Source organism: Streptomyces chisholmiae, assembly GCF_031845445.1.
Classification (GTDB): domain Bacteria; phylum Actinomycetota; class Actinomycetes; order Streptomycetales; family Streptomycetaceae; genus Streptomyces; species Streptomyces chisholmiae.
In genome coordinates, this window is the sequence record NZ_JAVREO010000004.1 from 385811 (window position 1) to 406310 (window position 20500).

Here is a 20500-nt window from a genome sequence, read left to right on the forward strand (position 1 = left end):
GAAAAGCCGACAAACCGACCGGGAGCGGCGGGGGACGGGACGGAAGGGAGTGGTCCCGGTGGACCTGGAGCCTGACCCCTACGTGGCGGCCGAACCCTCGGCCGACGGGCGCGAACTGCTGGTCACCCTCGGCTCCGGCCGGACCCTGCGGCTGGTGCCCACGGTGCCGGTGCCCGGCGTGCTCCGGCTGCGCTCGGCGACGCCCGGACTCACCGACGACGACGGCACCCCGATGCTGGTCGAGCTGGCGGACGAGCCCGCCACCCTCACCCGGGTCGCCGACGGCGTCGCCATCACCGGCCCCGGCGTGGACGCCCACTGGGACGCCGGCGGCCAGCCGGGGCAGGGCGTGGTCCAGGGGCTGCGGTTCGGCGCCTACCAGCGGTTCGCCCGGCCCGAGGCCGACACCGTGCCCTGCCTGGCTGGCTACCAGCCGGCGGGCGACGGCCGCCGGGCCGGCTGGGTGGAGACCATCCACCTGGCGCCCGACGCGGCCGTCTACGGCGGCGGCGAGAGCTACCAGGGCATCGACCTGCGGGGCCGCTGGCGGCGGCTGCGCAACACCGAGGAGAACCGGGACGGCGGCCGCGACTCCGCCTACCTCAACGTGCCGTTCCTCTGGTCGGACGCCGGCTGGGGCCTGTTCGCCCACACCGGCGCCCAGGTGGAGGCCGACATCGGGGCCGTGCACTCGGAGGCGGCCTGCGTCCGGATCGACGGCGAGGACCTGGACCTCTTCCTGATCACCGGCGACGGACCCACCATCCTGCGCCGCTACCACGCCCTCACCGGCCGCCCCCGCACCCTGCCGGAGTGGGCCTTCGGGGTGTGGATGAGCCGCAGCTCCTACTTCACCGCCGACGAGGTGGTGGAGACCGTGGACGAACTCGACCGGGCCGGCTGCCCGGTGGACGTCATCCACGTCGACGAGTGGCTGGACGAGACCGTGCTCGCCACCCCCTCCTGGTACACCGAGGCCGACCGGACCCGCTTCCCCGAGGGCTGGGCCCGGCGGCTCGCCGACCGGGGCGTCCGGCTCAGCCTGTGGATCAACCCCTACATCAAGCGGGACAGCCCGCTCGGCGAGGAACTCACCGCCCGCGGCTACCTGGTGCGCGACGGCGCCGGCGAGCCGGCCACCGTCGTCGACACCCCCGGCATCTGCGCCGTCGACTTCACCAACCCCGAGGCCCGCTCCTGGTGGACCCGGCGGCTGGCCGCCACGCTGCGCACCGAGCACAACGCGGCGGTGCTGGCCGACTTCGGGGAGGAGATCCCCGACGACGCCGTCTTCGCCGACGGCCACCTGGGGCCCGACTGGCACAACACCTACGGGCTGATCTACCAGGACGCCGTGCACGAGGCCGGCCGGCTGGCCAGGGCCGGCGACTTCGTCGCCATCTCCCGCTCCGGCACCGCCGGTTCGCAGCGCGACCCGGCGCACTGGGCCGGCGACCTGCCGTCCACCTGGACCGGCATGGTCTCCACGCTGCGCGCGGTGCTCTCCATGGCGCTCAGCGGCTGCTCCGTGGTCACCCACGACGCCGGCGGCTACTGGACCCCGGAGTCCTACCGGCGCGGCAAGGAGCTGCGGGCCACCATGACCCCCGACGCGGTGCACGCCGACGTCGATCCCGAGCTGTACGGGCGCTGGGCCCAGTGGGCCGCCTTCTCCCCGCTGACCCGCTTCCACGGGGTGGGCCGCCGGGAGCCCACCGCCTACCCGGCCCCGTACGGCCCGGCGGCCGTGGCGGCCTGCCGGCTGCGGCACCGGCTGCGCCGCTACGTGGCCGGCGCCGCCGAGCGGAGCGCCGCCGAGGGGCTGCCCCTGATGCGGCCGATGCCGCTGGCCTACCCCGGCGACCGGAGCGCCAGGGACGCCTGGTCACAGTACCTGCTGGGGCCCGACGTGCTGGTCGCCCCGCTGCTGGAGCCCGGCGGCCGGCGCACCCTGTGGGTGCCGGCGGGGGAGTGGCACGGGCTGCTCGGCTGCCCGCCGCTGACCGGGCCCGGCTGGCATGAGGTGGCCTGCGAGCCCGACCAGTACCCCGCGTTCGTCCGCGCCGAGCGCGGCGTGGCCGCCGTCCTCGACCCGGAGGACTGACCGGGGCGCCCCGGCCCGGGCGGTGCTCCGGTCGCCGGGGCGCCGCGATCCCGGCCGACGCACCGGCCGGCCGGCACGGCCTACGCGTCGTGGCCCAGCGCGGCCGCCAGATGGTCCAGCAGGTCGAGCGCCGCGTCCGGGATGACGGTGCCGGGCGGGAAGACCGCGACGGCGCCGGCCTCGTGCAGCGCCGGCACGTCGCCCGGCGGGATCACCCCGCCCACCACGATGCCGATGTCGTCCCGCCCCGCCTCGTCCAACTCCCCGCGCAGCGCCGGCACCAGGGTGAGGTGGCCGGCGGCCAGCGAGGAGACGCCCACCACGTGCACGTCCGCCTCGACCGCCTGCCGGGCGACCTCGGCCGGCGTCTGGAACAGCGGGCCGACGTCCACGTCGAAGCCGAGGTCGGCGAAGGCGGTCGCGATGACCTTCTGACCCCGGTCGTGGCCGTCCTGGCCCATCTTGGCGATCAGGATGCGGGGCCGGCGGCCCTCCGCCTCGGCGAAGCGCTCCACCCGCTCGCGGGCCCGCTCGACGGTGCCGGACGGGCCGGCTTCGTGTCGGTACACCCCGGAGATGGTACGGACATCGCCGGTGTGCCGGCCGAAGACCTGCTCCAGGGCGTCCGAGATCTCCCCCACGGTCGCCTGCGCCCGGGCCGCCTCGACCGCGAACTCCAGCAGGTTGCCGTCGCCGGCCGCGGCCCCGGTCAGCGCGGCGAGCGCCCGCCGGCAGGCCGCCTCGTCCCGCTCGGCGCGCAACCGGCGGAGCTTGTCGATCTGTTGGGCCCGCACCGAGCTGTTGTCGACCTTGAGCACCTCGATCTGCTCGTCGGCCGCCACCCGGTACTGGTTGACGCCGATCACCGGCTGCCGGCCGGAGTCGATGCGGGCCTGGGTGCGGGCCGCGGCCTCCTCGACCCGCAGCTTCGGGATGCCGGCGTCGATCGCCTTCGCCATGCCGCCGGCCGCCTCGATCTCCTGGATGTGGCCCCAGGCCCGGCGCGCCAGGTCGTGCGTGAGGCGCTCCACGTAGGCGGAGCCGCCCCACGGGTCGATCACCCGGGTGGTGCCGGACTCCTGCTGGAGCAGGATCTGGGTGTTCCTGGCGATCCGGGCCGAGAAGTCGGTGGGCAGCGCCAGGGCCTCGTCCAGCGCGTTGGTGTGCAGCGACTGGGTGTGGCCCTGGGTGGCGGCCATCGCCTCCACACAGGTCCGGGTCACGTTGTTGAACACGTCCTGCGCGGTCAGCGACCAGCCGGAGGTCTGCGAGTGCGTGCGCAGCGACTGCGACTTGGGGTTCTTCGGCGCGAACTGCCCGACCAGCCTGGCCCACAGCAGGCGGGCCGCGCGGAGCTTGGCGATCTCCATGAAGAAGTTCATGCCGATGCCCCAGAAGAACGACAGCCGGGGGGCGAAGGCGTCGATGTCCAGGCCGGCGGCCCGCCCGGCCCGCAGGTACTCGACGCCGTCGGCCAGCGTGTACGCCAGCTCCAGGTCGGCCGTCGCGCCGGCCTCCTGGATGTGGTAGCCGGAGATGGAGATCGAGTTGTAGCGCGGCATCCGCCGGGAGGTGAAGGCGAAGATGTCGGAGATGATCCGCATCGAGGGCGCCGGCGGGTAGATGTAGGTGTTGCGGACCATGAACTCCTTGAGGATGTCGTTCTGGATGGTCCCGGCCAGCTTCTCCGGCGGCACGCCCTGCTCCTCGGCGGCCACGATGTACAGCGCCAGCACCGGCAGCACGGCGCCGTTCATCGTCATCGACACCGTCATCCGGTCCAGCGGGATGCCGTCGAACAGCTGCCGCATGTCCAGGATGGAGTCGATCGCCACCCCCGCCATCCCGACGTCGCCGGTCACCCGCGGGTGGTCGCTGTCGTAGCCGCGGTGGGTCGGCAGGTCGAAGGCGACTGACAGGCCCTTCTGACCGGCCGCCAGGTTCCGGCGGTAGAACGCGTTGGACTCCTGGGCCGTGGAGAAGCCGGCGTACTGCCGGATCGTCCACGGCTGGTTGACGTACATCGTCGGGTACGGGCCGCGCAGGAACGGCGCCATCCCCGGGTAGGTCGCCAGGAAGTCCAGCCCGGCCAGGTCGTCCGCCGTGTACAGCGGGCGGACGTCGATGCCCTCCGGGGTCCGCCAGACCAGCTCCTCCACGGAGTGCCCGGTGTGCTCCTTCACCGTCGCCGCCCACCGTTCACCTGCGGTACCTGCGCCCGGTGGCGCGCCCAGCCCGATCCGGGTGAAGTCCGGGATGCCCTCGGTCATCTGGCCACTCCCATCAGCTCGAGCGCGCCGTCCAGGGTGGCCGCCGCGTCACCCCCAAGGAACACCAACTCGTCAACGCCGGCCGGCCGTTCGGGCAGCCGGCCGGCGAGGTAGACCCGCCGCGCGCCGGCCTCGGCCAGCGCGGTGGCCACCTCGGCGGCCTGCTCGGCGTAGGCCGCGTCGGCCCCGCACAGGCAGGCCAGCCCGGCCCCGCTGGCCCGGAACTCGGCCGCCACCGTCGCCGGGTCGACCGGCCCCGCCGCGCGGACCGGCTCGACGCCGCCGGCCTGGAAGAGGTTGGCCGCGAAGGTGGCCCGCGCGGTGTGCGCGGCCACCGGCCCCAGCGTCGCCAGGAACACCGCCGGCCGTCGCCCGGTCGCCGCCAGCGCCGCGTCCGACCGGGCGCGCAACGCCTCGAACGCGTCGTCCCGCCGCACCCGGGGCAGCCCGCCGCCCGGCGCCGGGGGCGCCGGCTCGCGGACCACCGGCTCCTCGTCCAGCAGCGGGAACTCGCTCACCCCGGTGATCGGCTCCCGCCGGGTGGCCAGCCGCCGCGACCTGGCCGCCCAGGTCTCGGCCAGCCGCTCCTCGACCAGCCCGGAGGCCAGCGCGGCGGCCTGCCCGCCGGCCGCCTCCACCTCCTGGAACCACGCCCAGGCCGCCGTCGCCAACTCCTCGGTCAGCGCCTCCACGTACCAGGAGCCGCCGGCCGGGTCGATCACCCGGCCCAGGTGCGACTCCGCCACCAGGATCGTCGAGGTGTTCCGCGCGATCCGCCGGGCGAACCCGTCGGAGCGCCCCAGCGCCTCGTCGAACGGCAGCACCGTCACCGCGTCCGCGCCGCCCACGCCGGCGGCCAGGCAGGCCACCGTCGTCCGCAGCATGTTCACCCACGGGTCGCGGCGGGTCATCATCACCCGCGAGGTCACCGCGTGCTGCCGTTGCGCCCCGGCGGCCGGCGTCGCGCCGGACACCTCGGCGACCCGCGCCCACAGCCGCCGCGCCGCCCGCAGCTTCGCGATGCCGAGGAACTGGTCCGCGTCCACCGCGTACCGGAACTCCAGCTGCCCGAGCGCCTCGTCCACCGTCAGCCCGGCGCCGGTCAACGCCCGCAGGTAGGCCACCCCGGTCGCCAGCGAACAGCCCAGCTCCTGCGCCGGCGAGCCGCCCGCCTCGTGGTACGGCAGCCCGTCCACCACCAGCGCCCGCACCCCCGGGTACGCCCGGGCGCAGCGCACCGCCAGCTCGACCGCCTCGGTCAGCGCGACGTCCCGGCCGGTGGCCGCCCGCACCCCCAGCGGGTCGGCGCCCAGCCCGCCGAGCGCCGCCCCGGGCGCCACCCCGCGGGCCGCGAAGAGCGCCAGCAACTCCCGGGCCGCCGGCCCGAACTCGGCGCCGGCGTCCAGCACCACCGGGGCCAGGTCGAGCAGCACCCCGTCCAGCGCGGCCGGCAGCTCGGCGACCGGCAGGCCGCCCTCGCCGACCACCAGCCACAGCGCGGCGACCCCCAGCTCCAGGTCGGTCAGCAGCGCCTCGTTCAGCCGCGCCGGCACCGGGTCGGCGTGCCGCTGCCGCACCTGCCAGCCGCCCAGCACCGCGCCCTCGGGGCGCCCGCCGCGGACGAACGGCGGGAAGCCGGGCGGCCCGGGCAGCGGGTGGCCGCCCTCCGCCGTGTACAGCGGCCGGGCGGACAGGCCGTCCGGCAGCCGGGTGGCCAGCCGCTCCTCGGCCTCCGCGCCGGTCAGCTCGCCGGCCCCGGCCTTCTTCAACACGCCGGCGGCCAGCGCCCGCCACTGTTCGAGGTCGCCGGGCGGAAAGCCGCCGGCGAGGCTGAGGTCGTCGGGAGGAACTGTCAACTCCATCGCTACGCGCTTCCGCTAGGGGACGACTGGGGGACGTCGCAAGGCATCAACAGGGCAGCACACCGGTGGTCGGCCGGGATAGGTCCTGGGAGAAGTCTGGGGTAGGACAGGGGGGTCGCGGGAGGGCGCCCGTCACGGCGGTGCGGGGCCCAGGGGACACACCACCCGGTCGCAGCGCCCCCGGGTGCCCTCCACCAGCCGGGCGTTCGGCACGTCGTTGGCGTCCACCCAGGCGCGGGCCGCCGCCGCGCTCCGGCCGTGCCGCCGGTGCCTGGCCAGCAGCCGGGCGTCCCGCTCCGCCTCGGGCACCTCGACGTACCACAGCTCGTCGAGCAGCGACCAGGCCGCCCGCCAGCCCGGCGCGTCCAGCCCCAGGTAGTTCCCCTCGGTGACCACCAACCGGGCCTCGGGCGGCACCAGGTGACGCGCGGCCACCGGCTCGTCCAGGGCCCGGTCGAAGTCCGGGACGTAGACCGGCTCCCGGTCCACGGCGGCGACCAGCCGGGTGAGCAGCGCGGCGTACCCGAACGCGTCGAAGCTGGGCTCGGAGCCCTTCCGGGTGCGCAGCCCCAGCCGGTCCAGCTGGTCGTTGGAGAGGTGGAAACCGTCCAGCGGGACATAGGCGGCCACCTCGCCCAGCGCCCGCACCAGCGACCTGGCCAGCGTCGACTTGCCGGCGCCCGGCGGGCCGGCCAGGCCCAGCACGACGCGGCCGGCGGCCGGCACCAGCGCCCGCGCGTCCTCGGCCAGTGGGGTGGATTCCATGGCCATCAGCGTAAGTTAACGAGGGTTCGCTCGTCAGCCGGGTGGGGTGGGCAGCCGGGCGGCCCGCGGGTCACGATCGGGCCGCAGCCCGCGCCAGGACGGCTGCCGCAGCCGCCCCTCCCTGGTCCAGGCGCGGAACGCGACCTCCCCGACCAGCCGCGGCTCCACCCAGTGCGCGAGCCTGGCCCGCGGCCCGGGCACCGGACCGTCGAACGGGCTGCCGGCCCGGGCGAGACCGGTCAGCCGGGTGGTCAGATCGGTCAGCACCGCCTCGCTGAAGCCACTTCCCACGTGCCCGACATAGGCCAGCCGGCCCGCCGCGTCGTAGGCCCCGACCAGCAGCGAACCCACCGTCCCGGTCCGCCGCCCGCCGCCGGCCTGCCAGCCGCCGACCACCACCTCAACGGTGCTGACCAGCGGTGTCTTCACCCACAGCGGGGAGCGGCGGCCCGGCTGGTAGGGCGAGTCCAGCCGCTTGGCGACCAGCCCCTCCAGGCCGTGCTGGCGCGCCACCCGCAGCAGTTCCGCCGGGTCGGCCTCCGGGCCCCGGTAGGCGGGCGGCACCACGAGCCGGCCCGTCGGGTCGGCCGGCAGCCCGGTCAGCGCGGCCCGCCGCCGCCGGTAGGGCTCGGCCAGCAGCCGTTGACCGCCCAGCACCAGCAGGTCGAACGCGAAGAAGACCACCGGGACCTCGGCGAGCAGCCCGGCGTCCGGGCGGCGCCGCTGGTGGCGGCGTTGCAGCCGGCCGAAGTCCGGTCCGCCGCCCGGGCCGAGCGCCACGATCTCCCCGTCCAGCACGGCGGACCTGCCGGCCAGCGGCCCGGGTGCCAGCCGCGCCAACTCGGGGTAGCTGGGGGTGAGGTCGTTGCCGTTGCGACTGGTCAGCCGGGTGCCGCCGTCGGCGGCGACCCGTAGGCAGCAGCGGTAGCCGTCCCACTTCCACTCGTACGCCCAGTCGCCGGTGGGCGGCCGGCCGTCCACCGCCAGCATCGGCGCGACGGCGTCCGGCACCGCGCCGGCGCCCTCCGGTCCCCTGCTCATGGCCCCAGTACACGCCGCGCCACCGACCGCGCGGCGCAGCGGCCGAGCGCGCCGAGCCAGCCCGCCCGGAACGGGCGAAGCCGGGACACGACCCGCCGGCCGGCCGGTTCGGCGGTGCTCGGGGGCCGGCGTGGCAGGGTGGCGGGGGCCGCGGCAGCGCGGTCGGTCAGCAGCACGCCGGAGGAGTCCGATGCCCGCCACTCCCGATCCCGCCGCCGGTGGCCCCTATCCGGCGGTCTGCGGTTTCTCCCATCTCTTCCGGGGCGCCCGGGTGCGGGTGCAGGGGCTGCCCGACCCGGCCGGGTACGTCGCCGCGCCGGCGCCGGTCAGCCTGGAGCTGCTCTTCTCCGACGGGGTGACGCTGCTGGCCGAGGTGCTGGTCGACGCTGGCGGCGCGGCGCTGCTGGCGGTCCCCGCCTACACCACGGAGGCGGGCGCCGCCATCGCCGAACGCAGGTGGCCGGTGCGGGAGTTCGCGGTGGTCGGGGAGCCGGTGGCGGACGTCGAGCTCACGCTGGACGGCCGGCTCGACTGACCGGGTGGCGCGCCGGTGCCCCCGGACCCGCCAGCTGGCGGGTCCGGGGGCACCGGTGGTCGTGCGGCCGGGGGTGGGTCAGCCGACCGGGGTCCAGGTGAAGTCCACCTGGTCGCCGGCGGACAGCTGGTGCTGGCAGCCGCCCACCGCGGTCGCGGTGCCGTTGACGGAGATCAGCCAGAAGTCGTCGGCGGTCTGGCTCTGGCCGTCGATGGTGGTCACCAGGTAGTCGTCGAAGGACGGGTACCAGACGCCGTCCCAGTCGAAGCCGTGCAGCGTGGCGGCGTCGTCCAGGGCGGCGGTCGGGGTGGCGCCGGGGGTGGCGTTGGCGCCGTTGTTGGTGGAGTCGCAGAGCTGGGCACCGCCGGTCGCCGGGCTGACGGTGTGCCCGTCGGTGGTGATGTCGGTGTCGATGATCACGCCGGCGGGGCCGGTGACGGTGAGGCCGACGGTGATCGGCGCGGCGGCCGCGACCTCGTCCTGGGCGTGCGCGACGGGCGCCGTGGCGAGCAGGGTCAGGCCGAGCGCGGCGCCGGTGGCGAGGGCGCGTCTGAGCTGGGTGCTGGGTGCGGTCATGGTGCGTGCTCCTTGTCGTGCGCGGTGATTCCTGGGCGTTCCCCCTGATTTCGGGCAGGGGGTGGTCAGGGCGGGGCACCCCGGCGCGTCGGGCGCCGGGGTGACCGAGTGGGATTCTTCGGGGTGGTGGGCGGTGCGGCCGGGTCAGTGCGCCGCGGTGCGCCGCCGGTGGCGGTGGGCCAGGGCCCAGGCGCCGCCGCCGGCGGCCAGCAGCGCGGCGGCCCAGCCGAGCAGCGGCAGCACCGAGCTGCCGGTGCTGGCGAGGTTGCCGTCGCGGTCGGTGCCGCCGGCGGTCAGGCCGGAGTCGTCGCCGCTGACGCCGCCGTCCAGGCCGCCGTCGGAGCCGCCGGTGGTGGTGCCGAGGGTGGCGCCCGGCTCGGCCGGGTCGCCGCCGGGCGGCTCGGTGCCGTCGCCGTCGCTGGCGCCGCCGGCCAGGCCGCCGTCCGTGCCCGCGTCCGAGGTCCCGCCGTCGGCACCGCCGTTGGCCTGGCCGGCGTCCGCGCCACCGTCGGTGCCGCCGTCCGTGCCGCCGTTGGCGGCGCCGGCGTCCGAGGCCCCGCCGTCAGCGCCCTGGTCGCCGCCGTCGCTGGTGCCCTGGGTGCCGCCGCCGGTGCCGTCGTCCGGCGCGCAGTCGATCACGCCGGGCGTCGGGTCGGCGCCCGCGCCGTCGATCTCGCCCAGCGGCTTGCCGGCCAGCGCCGGGATGACCTGCGCGGTGGCGCGCAGCGCCATCCCGTCGATCTCCGGGTCCATGTAGCCGACGCCGCCCCGGTCGGCGGCCGGCGCGGCGCAGCCGGCCTGGAGGCCGCGCAGCCAACTGACGCCGGACGCGGCGGCCTCGGTGCGGCCCCCGGCGAGCAGTGCCTGGACGGCCAGCGCGGTGGAGTTGGAGTTGGGCGCGCTGGTGGCGTTGTAGCCGAAGCCGCCGTTCGCCTGCTGCTGGCCCTCCAGCCAGTCGAGCGCCGGCTCCGCGTCGGCGGTCCGACCGGCGTCGACCAGCGCCTGCACGGCCATGCCGGTGCTGTCGGTGTCGGGGTTGCAGCGGTCCGGGCGGCGGCTCAGGGAGAGCGGGAAGCCGCCGCTGTCGCAGCGGGTGGAGGCGAGGAACTCCACGGCGGAGTCCGGGAGTTCGCCTTCCCGGTTGAGGGCGAGCACGGCCAGCGACTGGCTGAACTGGTTGGACATGTCGCCGGTCGGCGCGGCGTCGGTGAACCGGCCGTCCGCGTTGAGCCGCTCCAGCAGCAGCCCGGTCAGGTCCAGGCCGCCGAAGTCGCCCGGGTCGCGGTGCTGGACGGAGGCCACCAGCGCCAGCTTGGCGGTGCCGCCGGCGTTGACCGCGTCGGGGCCGCCGCGCCTGGCGTAGTCGGCCGCGTTGGCCGCCAGCCAGTCGGTGGCCCGCTCGGCCGCGTCGCCGGCGGTGCCGGTGGCGGCGAAGGCCAGCACCAGGTCGGCGGTCAGCCCGTGGTCGGCCGAGGCGTGGGTGCCGTCGGTGAGCTGGGCCACCGACCAGGCCACGGCGGCCTCGGCCGGCGACGCCAGCTCGGGCGGCGCGTCGGCCCTGGCGCCGCCGGGCACCAGCAGCGTGCCGGTCAGCACGGCGCTGCCGGCCAGTGCCAGCGCGCCGCGCCACGGTCTGCCGCGGCGGAGCCGGGTCGGCTGGTCAACGGATGTCTGGGTCACGGCTGTTCACGTTCCTTCGACGGGGGCGGGATGGGGTTGGGGGACAGCGGGCACCCCGGCCGGCCGGGGCGCCGGCCGGGTGGCCTGGGGGGCGCCGGCCGACTCGGCCGGCGGGTCGGGGGACGCCGGGGCGTCGAACGTGACCGGGGCGTCGAACGCGGCCCGCCGGGCGGCCCGGCGCAGCGTCACCAGCACGGCGGGCCCGAGCACGCAGATGGCCACCGCGTTGGTGACGGCCCGGCCGGTGTCCCAGCCGAAGCTGGAGGTGGCCAGGGTGTAGAGGAAGAAGGTGCGCAGGTTGGTCAGCGGCCCGGCCTCCGGGTCCACTGCCAGCTGGGTGCCGTCGTCCACGGCGAACGGCCAGAACCACAGGTTCATCACGAAGCCGAAGGCGTAGGCGCTGACCACCCCGTAGGCGGCGAGCAGCGCGATCTCGGCCCGGCCGGTCAGGCCGCGGGGCAGCAGCCCGGCGCCGAGCCCCACCCAGCCGGCCGCCATCATCTGGAACGGCAGCCAGGGGCCGATACCCGCGGTCAGCAGCGCGGAGGCGAAGAGCGAGACGGTGCCCAGCGCGTAGCCGAAGCCGGGGCCGAAGACCCGGCCGGCGAGCACCAGCAGGAAGAACACCGTCTCGATGCCGGCGGTGCCGGCGCCAAGCGGGCGCAGCGCGGCGTTGACCGCGGCCAACACCCCGAGCAGCGCCAGGGCCTTGGGGTCGATGCCGCCCTCGGAGATCTCCGCCAGCACCAGTGCCAGGATCACCGGCAGCAGCAGCACGAAGAGCAGCGGCGCCTGGTCGGCGTGCGCCACCGCCTGCGGCTCGGGCGGCACCAGCAGCGGCCAGCAGAACATGGCCAGCCCGATCAGGCTGGCCAACGCCAACACCACGGCGGCACGCGGCCCCACCCGCAGCGCGGTGGCCCGCCGCGGCAGCTCCGCGGGGCTCATGACACCGCCTCCCCGGTCCCGAGCCCGGTCGCGGACCCGGTGGCGGCGGTGGGCCCGGTTCCGGACCCGGTGGCGACCGTGGGTCCAGTCCCGGTCCCGTCCTCGGCCACGGCCGCCGGCCCGGCCTCGGCCAGCGCGGTCGCCACCTGGGCGACGGTCAGCCACGGATCCGGCCGCAGCACCTTGGCCACCTGGGGGGCGAACGCCGGGGAGGCGCAGACCACCTCGGCGGTCGGCCCGTCGGCCACCAGGTCGCCGTCGGCGAGCACCACCACCCGGTCGGCGGTGGCGGCGACGAACTCCACGTCGTGGGTGGCGATCAGCACCGAGCCGCCCTCGTCGGCGAGTTGGCGCACCAGTCGGCCGAACGCCCGCTTGGCGTCGTAGTCCAGGCCCCTGGTGGGCTCGTCCAGCAGCAACACCGCCGGCGCGGCGGTGAGTTGGATGGCCAGCACCAGGGCGAGCCGCTGCCCCTCGGAGAGGTCGCGCGGGTGCGCGGCGGCCGGCACCCCGGGCGCCAACCGGTCCAACAGGGCGCGGCAGTGCCCGGGTTCGGCCTCGGACTCGGCGTCCGCCTGCGCGCACTCGGCGGCCACCGTCTGGAGGTAGAGCAGGTCGGCCGCGGTCTGCGGCACCAGCCCGACCAGCGCCCTGGCCCGCCGCGGGTCCTGCTCGGCCGGGTCGTCGCCGGCCACCCGCACCCGGCCCGCGTGTCGGGGGCCCGAGCCCTGGAGCGCCCACAGCAGCGAGGACTTGCCGGACCCGTTCCGCCCCATCAGGGCGGTCACCTCGCCGGCCCGCAGCGTCAGGTCCACCTCCCGGACCGCGACCTTACGGCCGTAGGCGACGCTGACCCGCTCGGCGGTCAGCGCGGCCGGCGCGCCGGCCCGGTGGGCCGCCGCCGGTTGCCGGCCGGCCAGCCGGCGGCGCAGCGCCGGCGCGTGCCGGCGGGCGTCGCGCACCGAGAGCGGCAGCGGCCGCCAGCCGGCGACCCGCCCCAACTCCACGACGGGTGGCGCCACTTCCATCTCCGGCAGCAGCTCGCCCGGGGCGCCGTCCCGGACCGTGCCGTCGCCCGGCAGGTAGAGCAGCCGGTCGGCGTACTGGAGCACCCGCTCCATCCGGTGCTCGGCGATCACCACGGTGGTGCCCAGGTCGTGCACCAGCCGCAGCACGGCGGCCAGCACCTCCTCGGCGGCCGTCGGGTCGAGCGCCGAGGTCGGCTCGTCCAACACCAGCACCTGCGGGTGGGTGGTGAACACCGCGCCGATCGCGACCCGTTGCTGCTGTCCACCGGAGAGGGTGCGCAGCGCCCGGTGCCGCAGCTCGGCGATGCCCAGCAGGTCGAGGGTCTCCTCGACCCGCTTCCGCATCACCTCGGGAGCGATGGCCAACTGCTCCATCGCGTAGGCGAGTTCCTCCTCCACCGTGTCGGTGACGAAGCCGGCCAGCGGGTCCTGGCCGACCACTCCCACCAGGTGCGCGAACTCCTGCGGCGGGCGCTGGTCGGTGGCCTGCCCGGCCACCGTGACCCGGCCGGCCAGCCGGCCGCCGGTGAACCGGGGCACCAGCCCGTTGACCGCGCCGAGCAGCGTTGACTTGCCCACCCCGGTCCGGCCGGCCACCAGGCACAACTCGCCCTCGGCCAGGTGCAGTCCGACGTCCCGCAGGGTGGGCTCCGGCGCGTCCGGGTAGTGGACGGTCACCGCCTCGAAGTCGATCACTCAGCTCACCTCGGCGGGCGGTGGGGGCGGCGTGAGGTAGCCGGGCAGCAGCCCGAGCAGCACCGCCAGCAGGGGCAGCGGCGCCACCTCCGGCCAACTCAGCGGCGTCAGCGACGGGTAGATGTCGGTCGGATCGATCCTGGTGGCCAGGTGCATCACCGCGGCGGCGGCCAACCCGCTGCCCACGGTGAGTAGTTCGGCGCCGCGCCAGCGGTCGGGCCGGTACCCGGTGCGGCGCACCCGGCGCCCGCCGGCGGCCAGCCCGAGCACCGCGACGGCCAGCCCGGCCAGCAGCAGCGGCAGCCCGAGCGCCGGCGGCGCCGAGCCGTCCAACAGCCCGTACAGCCCGGCGCAGACCCCGAGCAGGCCGCCGATCACCAGCGTGCCGACCAGCGCCCGCCGGCCGCCGGCCAGCGCGCCGGTCCGGCCGTAGCCGCGCGAGGCCATCGCGGCGGCCAGCGCCAACGACCGGCTGAGCGCGTCCTCAAGGACCGGGATCAGGATGCCGCGCACCGCCTGCCGGCCCTTGCCGGCCGCGCCGCGCAGCCGCCGGGCCCGGCGCACCCGGCCGACGCTCTCCACCAGCTGCGGCGCCACGCTGAGCGCCACCACGACGGAGGTGCCGATCTCGTGCAGCGCGCCCGGCAGGGTCTTCAGCAGCCGCTTGGGGTTGGCCAGCGCGTTCGCCGCGCCCACGCAGATCACCATGGCCGCCAGGCGCAGCCCGTCATACGCCCCACCGAGCACCTCCTCGGCGGCCACCGGCCCCAACAGCCGGATGCCGGCCGCCGCTTCGGGCAGCGGGATCTCCGGCAGGGTGAGCAGCACCGTCTCGCCGCCCCCGCCGCCGAAGACGATCCGGAAGAGGACCCGCAGAGCGACGATCACCGCGCCGAAGACCAGGTACATCCGGAAGGACAGAGCCCAGGGCGCGTCCCCGCGGCGACGCGCCACCACCAGCCCGGCGACCGCGATCAGGCAGGCCAGCAGCAGCGGGTTGGTGGTGCGGCTGGCGACCACGGCCAGGCAGAGCGCCCACAGCCACCAGGCGCCCGGGTGCAGCGCCCGGGGCAGCGGCCGGGCGAGCCGCCCGGCCGCGAGCCCGACGCCCGTCACCGGTCATCGGTCGGTCGCTCGTCGGCGTCGGCCGTGCCGGCCGGGCCCGCCGCGGCGCGGCGCCGCCGCCAGGCGGTGAGGCCGCCGGCGCCGAGCAGCACGGCCAGCAGGCCGAACGTCGCCAGGGTGCCGGTGGACGGGCCGCCGGAGTCGTCCCTGGCGGCCTGCTCCCGGGCGAACTCCTCGTCGCTGCCCGACCACTCGGCCGCCTCGGTGGGCTGGGGCGCCGCCCCGACCTCGGTGCCGTCCTCGGCCGCCGGGTCCTCGTCGGCGTCCTCGGTGGGCTCGTCGGTCGGTTCGTCGCCCGGCTCGGCGTTCTCCTCGGCGCCGTCCGGCTCCGGCGCCTCCTGGTCCCGCTCCGGCGCCCGGCCCCCGTCGCCGTCCGCGCCGCCTGAGCCGTCCGCGCCGCCCGAGCCGGAGCCGCCGGTGGCCGCGCCGCCGGAGCCGCCGGCACTCCCGGCGCCGCCGCCGTCCGAGCCGCCGCCGGAGCCCCCCGCACCCCCCGAGCCGCCGGAGCCCGAGCCGCCGCTGGCCGAGCCGCCGCCCGAGCCACCGGAGTCGGCCCCGCCCGAGCCGCCGTCGGCCGGCCGCTGGGCGGCGACGCCGGGCGGCGGGGCCGAGCCCTCGTCCGCGTCCAGCGAGAACGACCAGCCCTCGAAGGTGCCCTCGGCCGGCGTGCGGTAGGTCGCGCCGCGCTGGCTGTAGGTCCAGTTCTCGCCGTTGTCCGCGTGCCAGTACGACCAGTAGGCGGTGGCCGGCGGGGTGTCCACGCAGGGCTCGGAGTCGGCGCCGGGGCGGCCGTTGATCCGGCAGACGAAGGAGTCGCCCCAGCGGTTGGTGCCGGTCACCTCGAAGCCGGCGTTGCGCAGCGCGGCCAGCCCGTCCGCCTGTGGCCCCGGGGCGCAGCGCACCACCCGGCCGCCGCCCAGCTCGCGGAAGTCCACCACCACGGTCACCCCGGACGCGTCCGGGCAGTGGCCGGGCGTCCCGGCGGCCGGCCTGGCCGGCGCGGGCGCCGCCGCCGAAGCGGCCCCGACGGGGCCCAACAGGGCGGCGAGCAGAGTCAGCAGCGCGCCGAGCGCGGCGGCGCCGGCGGAACGGCGTGCCATCGGGGACCTGACCTTTCCCAGGTCCGACGCGTGACCCCCGACGCGTCCGGCGCGGGCACGAAAAACCCCGGCGCACGCGTGACGCGAGCGGCGGGGGCCGGCCAGCCGGGGCTGTGGGCTCCACGCTGCGAACCATGACAGTGAGAAGCGAAACCACGCGAACGGCCGGGTGTTCCGACTCGCGGCGCCCCTGGGGGGAACGCCGCTCACGGTTGCAGGTCAGCGCCGGATTCGCACCGGACTTCCCCCGCACCAGACGCGCTGAGTTGTCCATCCGTCCTTGACGGAATCTTTTCAAGAGTAGAGAAAACCCGCCCATATGACCAGTCAGGGCGCACCTGTTCGACGGCCCAGGGTGACGGAAGCGGCCCGGCGCGCCTCCCCCGTGAGGGAGCGCACCGGGCCGAACGCGCCCCGCCGGCCCGCCGGTTACCCGGCGCCGGCCGCCGCGAACGTCACCCGGTGCAGCTGCCCGGGCAGGTCGTTGACCACGTACAGCTCGCCGTCCACGGTCTCCCCGAACGCGGTCACCTGGGTCGGGAACTCCCCGATCACCGCGGACTGGTAGTCGCCCGAACCGTCCGCGCGCAGCGCCCACGCGCTGCTGGAGCAGTAGTCGGTGGCCACATAGGTGCCCGCCGCCAGGTCGGCGAACTCGGCGCCCCGGTAGACGTGCCCGCCGATCACCGCGCAGCCCTCGGTCGAGGTGGCGTAGGTGAAGACCGGGTCGGTCAGCGTGGCGCCCTCCCGGCACTGGCCCGGGTCGAACTCGGCCAACCCCTCCCGGCAGGCCCAGCCGAGGTTGGCCCCGCCGCCGTCCGCCGCCAGGTGGTTGACCTCCTCCCAGGCGCCCTGGCCGACATCGCCGATCCACAGCGAGCCGTCGGCCTGGTCGAAGGAGAACCGCCACGGGTTGCGCAGCCCGTAGGCCCAGATCTCGCCGCGCGCCCCGGCCTCGTCGACGAACGGGTTGTCCGCCGGCACGCAGTAGGCGAGTTCACCGCAGGACTGGCTGACGTCCAGCCGCAGGACGCTGCCGGCCAGGGTGTCCAGGCGCTGCCCGTTGCCGTCCGGGTCGCCCGCGCCGCCGCCGTCGCCCAGGCCCCAGTAGAGGTACCCGTCGGGGCCGAACGCCAGCTGGCCGCCGTTGTGGTTGGTCTGCGGGTGCGGCTCGGACAGCAGCACCTCCAGGTCGCCGGCGGCCAGGTCGTAGCGGGCCAGCGTCACGTCGCCGTCCGGCAGGGCGGTGTAGGCGACGTACAGCAGCTGGCTGGTGGCGAAGTCCGGGGCGGCCTCGATGCCGAGCAGGCCACGCTCGTTGCCGGCGCCGGTCACCACGTCGGTGAGGTCGGCCAGCGGCTCGTCGGCCAGGCCGGTCGCCGGGTCGTGGACCCGGATCGTGCCGCGCTTCTCGGTGATGAACAGCCGGTCGCTGCCGTCGTCCGGCGCGGTGATCGCGGTGGGCCTGGCCAGGCCCGTCGCCACCTGCTCGGTGGCCAGCGTCAGCTGCTCCAGCGGCACCGCGGCCGGCCGGGCGGTCTCCTCCTCGGCGGCGCCGGCCGACCAGGCGAGCCCGCCCAGCGGGACGGCGGCGGCCAGCACGGCGGCGGCCAACAGCCGGCCGGTGCGGCGGCGGGTGGGGGGTGTCGGATCGGCTCCTCGGGGGTGACGGCGTGGCATGGCGACTCCAGGAGTGTGGGGGACATCCTCGGGGGTGGGGCCACGTGCTGCCGGCGCTACCGGCCGGGGACCCGGGGTGGGCACCCCGCCGCGGCCGGGGTGGACGCTACCCGTTCGCCACCCCGCGCACCAGAGCGTGAACGTCCCCCGGCCGCAGTCGAGTTGACGAGGCCGGGGCGGCCGGCGCGGGGAAAAGTGGTTGGCCGGGTGCCCGGCGTCGGCTGGGATGGCGGCATGGATGTGGACCGGGTACGCGCGCTCTTCGACCGCCGGCTGCGCCGCGAGGCCCCGCCGGACGAACCGGGAGCCGTGCGGGAACGCGTCGGCGACGTGGTGTGGCAGACCAGCCGGCACGGCGGCTGGAACGGGGTCGTCTGGTCGGGCTGTGCCAGCGGCGCGGCCGCCGACCTGGCCATCGCCGAGACGCTGCGCCACTTCGGCGCGCTGGGGCTGCCCTTCGAGTGGAAGCACTACGCCCACGACCAGCCGGCCGACCTGGCCGACCGGCTGCGCGCCGCCGGGTTCCGGGCCCAGGAGCCGGAGACGCTGATGGTGGCCGAGGTGGCGGCGCTGGACCGGGAGCCCGTCTGGCCGGCGGGCGTCTCGGTCCGCGAGATCACCGACCCGGCCGGCCTGGGGCCGGTCCTCGCACTGCACCACCGGGTCTTCGGCGGCGACCAGGAGTCGCTCGGCCGCCGGCTCGCCGCCCAGCTGCGCGAGGCCCCGGAGCTGACCCGGCTGCTGCTCGTCGAGGCCGGGGAACTCCCGGTCTGCGCCGCCCGGTTGGAGCTGATTCCCGGCACCGGCTTCGGCGGCCTGTGGGGCGGCGGCACCCTCCCCGAGTGGCGCGGCCGGGGGCTCTACCGGGCGCTGGTGGCGCACCGCGCGGCGCTCGCCACGGCGGCCGGCTGCCGCTACCTCCAGGTGGACGCCGTCGCGGCCAGTCGCCCCATCCTGCGCCGCCTCGGCTTCACCCCGCTCACCGTCACCACCCCCTACCTCAGCCCGGGGTAGCCCCGGCCTCGGCGGGCGCGGCGTCCCGCCCGGCGGCGCCCAGCCGTTCGGTGAAGAACGCCACGGCCTCGGCCGCGGTCCTGGGCCTGGCCGTCGGGTCGGCCGGCTCCTCGGCGTAGAAGTCGTCGTGTCGCACCGCCGGGCCGGCCGACCGGCCGTGGGCCGTCGGCACGTGCTCCAGGTAGGGGCGGACGTCCAACTCGTAGGGCGTGACGGTGTCGGCGCCGCCCCAGCGGATCTCCACCGGCACGGTGATCTCCCGCAGGCTCGCCACGGTCGCCACGTGCCCGATGGCGGGACAGATCTGGAAGACGGCCCGCACCCGGGGATCGGTGTAGTCCCCGACCGCCTCGACGGCCCGGGCCGCCAGCTCCTCGTCGCTGACCTTCGCCCGCAGCGCCCCCACCACGTCGGGGAACTCGGGGACGCCGTCCAGCGGCTCCGTCGTCTCGTACAGCGCCCGGAGCACCGCGCCGTCCAGCCGGGCGCCGGCCAGTGCCGCCGCCGAGTAGCCGCCCAGCGAGAAGCCGACCGCGCCGACCGGGCCGAGCGGGCCCTCGGCGGCCAGCGCGTCCAGCACCAGGCTGAGGTCCAGCGGCCGGTCCCAGACGAAGAGGAAGCCCTCCGGCTCGTAGCCGTCCAGGAAGTTGTTGCCGTGGTGGTCAACGGCGACCACCTCGAAGCCGGCCGCCGTCAGCGGCCCGGCCAGCCAGCCCATGGCGCTGCCCGAGCCGCCGGTGCCGTGCGAGACCAGCACCAGCGGCGCCGGCTCCCCGGCCGGCAGGTCCGGCCGCCACCGGTAGATCCGGACCGGCCGGGGCTGCCCCGGGCTTCGCAGGTCAGCGCGGGACGGGTCCAACAGCACGCTGATCTCGGGACGTTGGGGATCCTGTTGGGTCATGCGACCAGCCTACGAAATCCGGCCGCCGGGCGGTCGGCGACGCGCCCCTACCCGGCCGGTCGGCCCGGCGGGGCAGCCGGGGCCGCCGGGGAGCCCTCCAGCTCGGCCAGCCACCCCGTCCAGGTGTCGAGTCGGCCCAGGGTCAGGCGGAGTTGGGCCAGGTACTCCAGGGTGTGCCGGTGGGCGGCGGCCCGTTCCGGCGCGGAGACCGGGCGGTGGCCCAGGGCCCGCCACAGCAGGAACGCGGCGCCGCCCAGCCGGTTCGCCAACAGCCCGCCGAAGACCGCCGGGTCGGCCGGCAGGACGCCGCCGCCGGCCGCCCGGTAGGCGGCCAGCACCCGCAGGAAGCCGGCCCGGGACCAGCCGTCGGGGGTGCGGGCGAAGGCCAGCGCGGCGCGCGCCGCCTCCCAGGGCGCGGGCTCGGGCCCGGCGCCCTCCCAGTCCAGCAGCACCGGGGTGCGCGTGGTCACCAGCACGTTGTCCGGCTTGACGTCCCGGTGGGTGAACACCGGCTCGCTCGGGGCGAGTCGCGCCGTGAAGCCGGTGACCAGCCGGTACGCCTCGGCGACCGCGTCGAGGTGACCGGCGACGGACCGGAGGAACTCTGGGTCGGTCGCCGGCGGCGCCTCGGCCAGCCAGGTCCGCCACTCCTCGACCGGGTGCGGCGGGTGGACCTGCCCGCCGGCCGGCGCCTCGACCGCCAGGGCGTGCAGCGTCGCCAGCGTGCCGCCGACCCAACTCCGCACGTCGTCCGGCACGTTGAGATCGTCCAACCGGTCGCCTTCGGACCACTCCCAGGCCAGGAAGCTGACCGGCTCGCCGCCCAGCGGGAGGTCGGCCAGCGGGCTGCCGGCGGCGGCCGGCGCCGGCGGCACGACCGGCCGGGGCAGCGGAACGCCGGCGGCCAGCGCGGCCCGTTCGACGGCGGCGGCCAGCAGGTGGTCCCGCCACCACCAGTCCTCCCGGGACCGGTTGAGCCGCTTGACGGCCCAGGTGCCGCGCTCGGTGCGCAGCCGGTACAGCGGGTGGGACAGCCCGCCGGGCACCGGCCGGCATTCCCGCACCACCGAGCCGAGGCCGAAGGCGACCGCGACGGACCGGGTGTCGGCGGGGGAGAGCGCGAGCTGCTCTGACATGCCGAGCACGCTAACAGCCGTCCCGGCCGGGCCGGTTCC

General features: G+C 76.7%; 16 protein-coding genes and 1 riboswitch. Of the genes, 3 read left to right on the forward strand and 13 right to left on the reverse strand.

The genetic code is table 11. The features are described from left to right. Window positions 1–58: 58 nt before the first annotated feature. Entirely contained in the window at window positions 59–2104 is a 2046-nt protein-coding gene (locus RM844_RS09160) for a glycoside hydrolase family 31 protein (RefSeq protein WP_311666482.1), read from the forward strand. 80 nt (window positions 2105–2184) lie between these two features. On the opposite strand, the gene scpA is transcribed toward RM844_RS09160, so the two are convergent. The 4 genes from scpA to ligD form a co-directional block, all read right to left on the reverse strand. Next, on the reverse strand, window positions 2185–4374 hold the full coding sequence (scpA, locus tag RM844_RS09165) for a methylmalonyl-CoA mutase (protein WP_311666483.1): 2190 nt from the start codon (window positions 4372–4374) through the stop codon (window positions 2185–2187). Continuing rightward, window positions 4371–6230, reverse strand: coding sequence for a methylmalonyl-CoA mutase family protein (locus RM844_RS09170; protein WP_311666484.1), 1860 nt, complete (start codon window positions 6228–6230; stop codon window positions 4371–4373). The genes scpA and RM844_RS09170 overlap by 4 nt, the downstream gene beginning before the upstream one ends. Before the next feature lie 138 nt (window positions 6231–6368). Continuing rightward, entirely contained in the window at window positions 6369–7001 is a 633-nt protein-coding gene (locus tag RM844_RS09175; RefSeq protein WP_311666485.1) for a nucleoside/nucleotide kinase family protein, read from the reverse strand. A gap of 33 nt (window positions 7002–7034) precedes the next feature. Continuing rightward, complete coding sequence (gene ligD / locus RM844_RS09180; protein ID WP_311666486.1) at window positions 7035–8042, reverse strand: non-homologous end-joining DNA ligase; 1008 nt, start codon at window positions 8040–8042, stop codon at window positions 7035–7037. 190 nt (window positions 8043–8232) lie between these two features. Here ligD and RM844_RS09185 point away from each other — a divergent pair, with 190 nt between their 5' ends. Further along, complete coding sequence (locus RM844_RS09185) at window positions 8233–8577, forward strand: hypothetical protein (RefSeq protein ID WP_311666487.1); 345 nt, start codon at window positions 8233–8235, stop codon at window positions 8575–8577. A 78-nt stretch (window positions 8578–8655) separates the two neighbouring features. Here the strand turns inward: RM844_RS09185 and RM844_RS09190 are convergent, their stop codons facing one another. The 7 genes from RM844_RS09190 to RM844_RS09220 form a co-directional block, all read right to left on the reverse strand. After that, a complete protein-coding gene (locus RM844_RS09190) occupies window positions 8656–9153 on the reverse strand; it encodes a DUF4430 domain-containing protein (protein ID WP_311666488.1) in 498 nt (165 codons plus the stop codon). A gap of 144 nt (window positions 9154–9297) precedes the next feature. After that, the gene (locus tag RM844_RS09195) at window positions 9298–10833 is read right to left on the reverse strand and encodes a prenyltransferase/squalene oxidase repeat-containing protein (protein WP_311666489.1); all 1536 of its coding nucleotides are present in this window, start codon (window positions 10831–10833) and stop codon (window positions 9298–9300) included. A gap of 6 nt (window positions 10834–10839) precedes the next feature. After that, on the reverse strand, window positions 10840–11781 hold the full coding sequence (locus tag RM844_RS09200; RefSeq protein ID WP_311666490.1) for an ECF transporter S component: 942 nt from the start codon (window positions 11779–11781) through the stop codon (window positions 10840–10842). Further along, window positions 11778–13505 carry an ABC transporter ATP-binding protein gene (locus RM844_RS09205; RefSeq protein ID WP_311666491.1) on the reverse strand — a complete coding sequence of 576 codons (1728 nt, stop codon included), beginning with the start codon at window positions 13503–13505 and terminating at the stop codon, window positions 11778–11780. Before RM844_RS09205 ends, RM844_RS09200 begins: the two co-directional genes overlap by 4 nt. Next, the gene (locus RM844_RS09210) at window positions 13506–14621 is read right to left on the reverse strand and encodes a CbiQ family ECF transporter T component (RefSeq protein ID WP_311666492.1); all 1116 of its coding nucleotides are present in this window, start codon (window positions 14619–14621) and stop codon (window positions 13506–13508) included. Beyond that, window positions 14618–15730: a hypothetical protein gene (locus RM844_RS09215; RefSeq protein WP_311666493.1), complete on the reverse strand. Its 1113-nt coding sequence runs from the start codon at window positions 15728–15730 to the stop codon at window positions 14618–14620. The genes RM844_RS09210 and RM844_RS09215 overlap by 4 nt, the downstream gene beginning before the upstream one ends. 147 nt (window positions 15731–15877) lie before the next feature. Then, window positions 15878–16039, reverse strand: a riboswitch (cobalamin riboswitch). 120 nt (window positions 16040–16159) lie between these two features. Next, the gene (locus tag RM844_RS09220; RefSeq protein WP_311666494.1) at window positions 16160–17410 is read right to left on the reverse strand and encodes a PQQ-dependent sugar dehydrogenase; all 1251 of its coding nucleotides are present in this window, start codon (window positions 17408–17410) and stop codon (window positions 16160–16162) included. A 234-nt stretch (window positions 17411–17644) separates the two neighbouring features. Between RM844_RS09220 and RM844_RS09225 the strand changes: the two genes are divergently transcribed. Then, window positions 17645–18424: a GNAT family N-acetyltransferase gene (locus tag RM844_RS09225; RefSeq protein ID WP_311666495.1), complete on the forward strand. Its 780-nt coding sequence runs from the start codon at window positions 17645–17647 to the stop codon at window positions 18422–18424. On the opposite strand, the gene RM844_RS09230 is transcribed toward RM844_RS09225, so the two are convergent. Together RM844_RS09230 and RM844_RS09235 are read right to left on the reverse strand one after the other, a co-directional pair. Further along, complete coding sequence (locus RM844_RS09230) at window positions 18411–19325, reverse strand: alpha/beta hydrolase family protein (RefSeq protein WP_311666496.1); 915 nt, start codon at window positions 19323–19325, stop codon at window positions 18411–18413. The genes RM844_RS09225 and RM844_RS09230 overlap by 14 nt on opposite strands. A 47-nt stretch (window positions 19326–19372) precedes the next feature. Continuing rightward, window positions 19373–20461: a phosphotransferase family protein gene (locus RM844_RS09235; RefSeq protein ID WP_311666497.1), complete on the reverse strand. Its 1089-nt coding sequence runs from the start codon at window positions 20459–20461 to the stop codon at window positions 19373–19375. Window positions 20462–20500 lie beyond the last annotated feature (39 nt).

What these genes read in the sequence shown, in the direction of transcription:
- scpA (WP_311666483.1), bottom strand. Translation starts at nt 4,374, where the DNA reads ATGACCGAGGGCATCCCGGACTTCACCCGGATCGGGCTGGGCGCGCCA.
- RM844_RS09175 (WP_311666485.1), bottom strand. Translation starts at nt 7,001, where the DNA reads ATGGAATCCACCCCACTGGCCGAGGACGCGCGGGCGCTGGTGCCGGCC.
- ligD (WP_311666486.1), bottom strand. Translation starts at nt 8,042, where the DNA reads ATGAGCAGGGGACCGGAGGGCGCCGGCGCGGTGCCGGACGCCGTCGCG.
- RM844_RS09185 (WP_311666487.1), top strand. Translation starts at nt 8,233, where the DNA reads ATGCCCGCCACTCCCGATCCCGCCGCCGGTGGCCCCTATCCGGCGGTC.
- RM844_RS09190 (WP_311666488.1), bottom strand. Translation starts at nt 9,153, where the DNA reads ATGACCGCACCCAGCACCCAGCTCAGACGCGCCCTCGCCACCGGCGCC.
- RM844_RS09200 (WP_311666490.1), bottom strand. Translation starts at nt 11,781, where the DNA reads ATGAGCCCCGCGGAGCTGCCGCGGCGGGCCACCGCGCTGCGGGTGGGG.
- RM844_RS09215 (WP_311666493.1), bottom strand. Translation starts at nt 15,730, where the DNA reads ATGGCACGCCGTTCCGCCGGCGCCGCCGCGCTCGGCGCGCTGCTGACT.
- RM844_RS09220 (WP_311666494.1), bottom strand. Translation starts at nt 17,410, where the DNA reads ATGCCACGCCGTCACCCCCGAGGAGCCGATCCGACACCCCCCACCCGC.
- RM844_RS09225 (WP_311666495.1), top strand. Translation starts at nt 17,645, where the DNA reads ATGGATGTGGACCGGGTACGCGCGCTCTTCGACCGCCGGCTGCGCCGC.
- RM844_RS09230 (WP_311666496.1), bottom strand. Translation starts at nt 19,325, where the DNA reads ATGACCCAACAGGATCCCCAACGTCCCGAGATCAGCGTGCTGTTGGAC.
- RM844_RS09235 (WP_311666497.1), bottom strand. Translation starts at nt 20,461, where the DNA reads ATGTCAGAGCAGCTCGCGCTCTCCCCCGCCGACACCCGGTCCGTCGCG.